At 62.5% G+C, this 3,805-nt stretch carries 4 protein-coding genes; 3 read left to right on the top strand and 1 reads right to left on the bottom strand.

Translation table 11 applies throughout. The features are described 5' to 3' along the window. The 3 genes from U0988_RS13645 to U0988_RS13635 all read left to right on the top strand — a co-directional run. Positions 1-1,306: lytic transglycosylase domain-containing protein (locus U0988_RS13645; protein ID WP_322293174.1), on the top strand; the 1,306-nt coding region annotated here is incomplete at its 5' end. Continuing rightward, positions 1,306-1,845: a molybdenum cofactor biosynthesis protein B gene (gene moaB, locus U0988_RS13640; protein WP_322293175.1), complete on the top strand. Its 540-nt coding sequence runs from the start codon at positions 1,306-1,308 to the stop codon at positions 1,843-1,845. The genes U0988_RS13645 and moaB, both read left to right, overlap by 1 nt. A 41-nt stretch (positions 1,846-1,886) precedes the next feature. Then, complete coding sequence (locus tag U0988_RS13635; protein ID WP_322293173.1) at positions 1,887-2,972, top strand: PA0069 family radical SAM protein; 1,086 nt, start codon at positions 1,887-1,889, stop codon at positions 2,970-2,972. A gap of 117 nt (positions 2,973-3,089) precedes the next feature. Here U0988_RS13635 and U0988_RS13630 read toward each other — a convergent pair whose 3' ends face one another. After that, positions 3,090-3,470: a hypothetical protein gene (locus tag U0988_RS13630; RefSeq protein WP_322293172.1), complete on the bottom strand. Its 381-nt coding sequence runs from the start codon at positions 3,468-3,470 to the stop codon at positions 3,090-3,092. Between the last annotated feature and the right edge of the window lie 335 nt (positions 3,471-3,805).

Genomic DNA, 3,805 nt, shown 5'->3' with positions numbered 1-3,805 from the left:
GCGCGAGACGTCGGACGGCACCATGCCGGAGGACGTCAAATCCGCCATTCTCGACCGGATCAAATATGACGACCCTGACGGCGCGCGCCAGCTCCTCGACGGGATCGACGCCAGTCTGAGCAGCGAAGCACGGGCCGAATGGCGCCAGCGGGTGGCGTTCAGCTATTACATCGAGAACAACGATCCCGCCGCCTTCGCGATTGCGCAGACCGTGGGCCAAGGCAGCGGTCCATGGGTCGCCGAGGGTGACTGGGTTGCCGGGCTTGCCGCATGGCGCATGGGCGATTGCAATCAGGCCGGCCAGCATTTTCAACGCTCGGCGCAAGGATCGACCAATGTCGAGCTGACCGCCGCCGCCTATTACTGGGCCGCTCGCGCCTTCGTGCGTTGCCGGGCCCCCGAAAAGGCGCAGGAATATCTGCGCGGCGCAGCGCGGCTCGACGAGACGCTATATGGGATGCTCGCCGCCGAATTGCTCGGCCAGGCGCTGCCGGCTTCGCATGAAACCCCCGATTTCGACATGGCCGACTGGCAGAAGGTTCGCGATGTCGAGAACGTCCGCACCGCCGTTGCGCTGGCGGAGATTGGCCGCGGCAATCTGGCGGACACTATCCTCCGGCATCAGGCGACTATCGGCAATCCGCAGCATTATCCGCAGATGTCCCGCCTCGCGCGCGAACTCGGCCTGCCGTCCACGCAATTGTGGATGGCGCACAACGCCCCCAGCGGTGCCCGCGCCGAACCCGCGCTGCGCTTTCCCGCGCCGAAATGGCAACCCGTCACCGGCTGGAAGGTCGATCCGGCACTCGCCTATGCCCATGCCTTGCAGGAATCGAACTTCCGCACTGCCGTGGTCAGTCCGGCGGGCGCAAAGGGCCTGATGCAGATCATGCCGATTGCCGCGCGCGAACACGCGCCGTCGCTCAACATGAACGCCAGCTATGCCAATCTGGCCGATCCCTCGGTCAACCTCGCCTTCGGGCAGAGCGCGCTGGAAAGCCTGCGGGACAGCCGTGCAACCGGCGGGTTGCTGCCCAAGATCATGGCCGCTTACAACGCCGGCCTGACCCCGGTCACGCGCTGGAATACCGAGATCAACGATCAGGGCGACCCGCTGCTGTACATGGAATCCATCCCCTATTGGGAAACCCGCGGCTATGTTGCGATCGTGATGCGCAATTACTGGATGTACGAACGCCAGGCCGGCGGCGCATCGTCAAGCCGGGCTGCGCTGGCGCAAGGCATGTGGCCGACCTTCCCCGGCCTTGGCGGCAGCGGCGGAGTGCGCGTCGCCGCAGCCGATTGATGGGCATCGATCTGGAGCGCAGCTTCACCCCGATCAACATCGCGGTCCTGACCGTGTCCGATACCAGAACTGCGCAGGACGACACCTCCGGCGACATACTCGCCGCGCGGATCGAGGGCGCCGGACATAACCTCGCCGCCCGCGTGATCGTGCGTGACAGTGCCGACACGATTGTCGAGCAGCTGGCCGTGTGGGTCGCCGATCCCTCCATCGATGCGGTCGTCTCGACCGGCGGCACCGGCCTGACGGGCCGTGACGTTACACCGGAGGCGCTGGCTCGCCTGAGGGAAACCTCCGGCGGCCGCGACATCCCCGGTTTCGGCGAGTTGTTCCGCTGGCTCAGCTTCAAGACCATCGGCACCAGCACGATCCAGTCGCGCGCCTGCGCCATCGTGACCGGCGGGACTTATATCTTCGCCCTGCCCGGATCGAACGGCGCGGTGAAGGACGGGTGGGATGGGATCCTGGCGGAACAGCTCGACAGCCGGAACCGGCCCTGCAATTTCGTGGAACTGATGCCGAGGCTGCGCGAGGTCTGATTCCTCTGGCCTGACCACTTTGTTCCGTTTATGTTCCAATCATGGACGAACGAGTCGCCCCACCCGTTTCCGGACGCGGCGCGCAGTCGGCGCAGGTGCCGCAGCGCTTCGGCCTGAACGCGCGCGAGTCTGACGGGGACTGGCAGGATTTGGCGGAGACGTTGGACGGACCAGCCCCGAAGCTGCGCACGACAGTGACGGAGGAACACCCCAAAACGATTCTCAGCTTCAACCAGTCGCCCGATATTCCCTTCGACCGTTCGATCAACGCCTATCGCGGGTGCGAACATGGCTGCGTTTACTGCTTCGCCCGGCCCACCCATGCCTATCACGATCTGTCACCGGGGCTGGATTTCGAAACGAAGCTTTTCGCCAAACCGGACGCGGCGCGGCTGCTGCGCGAAACGCTGGCGAAACCGAAATACCGCCCGCGGCCGATCGCGATGGGGACCAACACCGATCCCTATCAACCAATAGAGGCCCGCTACCGGATAACCCGCGCGGTGCTCGAAGTGTGCCTGGAGGCGCGCCATCCGGTGACCATCACCACCAAGTCAGCCCGCGTGCTGCGCGATATCGACCTGCTGGCGGAAATGGCGCGGCGCAGGCTTGTGGCGGTGGCGATTTCGGTCACCAGCCTCGACGCGAAACTGTCCGGCCTGCTGGAACCGCGCGCGTCCTCGCCCGCGAAACGGCTGGCGGCGCTCGGCGAGCTGGTTCGGGCCGAAGTCCCTGCGCATATTTCCATCGCCCCGGTCATTCCGGCGATCACCGACGAATTCATGGAAGGCCTGATCGCGCAGGCGGGCGCGCTCGGCATCGGCTCGGCCAGCTGGATCCCCCTGCGCCTGCCGCACGAGGTCGCACCGCTGCTGCGCGAATGGCTGTCCGTTCACTACCCCGACCGCGCGGGCAAGGTGATGAGCATCGTCCGCCAGATCCGCAGCGGCAAGGACAACGATCCCACCTTCTTCACCCGAATGCGCCCCACCGGCGTCTGGCCCGACCTCTTCCGCGCCCGCTTCAACCTCGCCTGCAAACGCGCCGGGATTGGGGAGGTAAAGTTCGAACTGGACTGCTCGCAGTTCCGCAAACCGGAAGTGGGCGGGCAAATGCGGTTGTTGTGAAATTTGCACGATGTTTGGCGTGGAATTCGACCGAGCGTGTCAGGATTGACGGAATGTCTGCAATTGGGGTTGGCTAGAAGAGTTGGGAATGCCTGAATTGTTGTGGGGAGCGGACATTCACAGCATTCCGACAACGAGCACATGAGCATCGCCTTGGTCGCCGACGAAACCAATGAGCGTATCGGTCACTCCAACGGGGTTAAAAAGAAAAACCTTCTTACCATCCAGAGCTTCGCGCGTTTCAAAATAGTCCATTCCGTTTTCGAATTCAGGGCGTTCTCGATAGAGGCAGCTAGTATTGAACCGGCTGCTATCGATCCAGTTTCTGGCCTCCAGGTTCGTGCCAATCTTTGTTGGAAACCGCTCTTTTAATTCCGCAAACCAGACATTCTCGACAACGAATGACTCACAATCTGTTGCTTGGCCTGAACAGCTTGAAAGCAGCGCCGCATAGATCAAAATTCTTATACCGCGGCTTGGGCGAATTGGGCTTCTCATAATTCGAAGCTGACTTACTTTGGCAATGTCCGCAATGTTGTCGTGTCCGAAATGACCGCTTTTTTCATAAGCGCACCTCTAGCGGATATTAGCTCACCGACCCGATTTGATTTCCTCCAGTACACACCCAAAAACCGCCGAGCAGATGCGCCGCCTGTGATCCTCCCCGGTACGGGGAGGGGGACCAGCGCAGCTGGTGGAGGGGCACCCTAGCTTTTGCCCAACGCCGAAACACGTTCCTGACAGACTTCGACAATTCGGGTCATTGCCGCCTCCAGGTCCTCCAGCAGGTAGCTGTATACCAGAATGCCCCCCAGGGGATTATTGATTTCATG

Source organism: Allopontixanthobacter sp., assembly GCF_034376665.1.
Lineage (GTDB): Bacteria > Pseudomonadota > Alphaproteobacteria > Sphingomonadales > Sphingomonadaceae > Allopontixanthobacter.
This window is presented reverse-complemented; position numbering and strand designations above follow the sequence as displayed.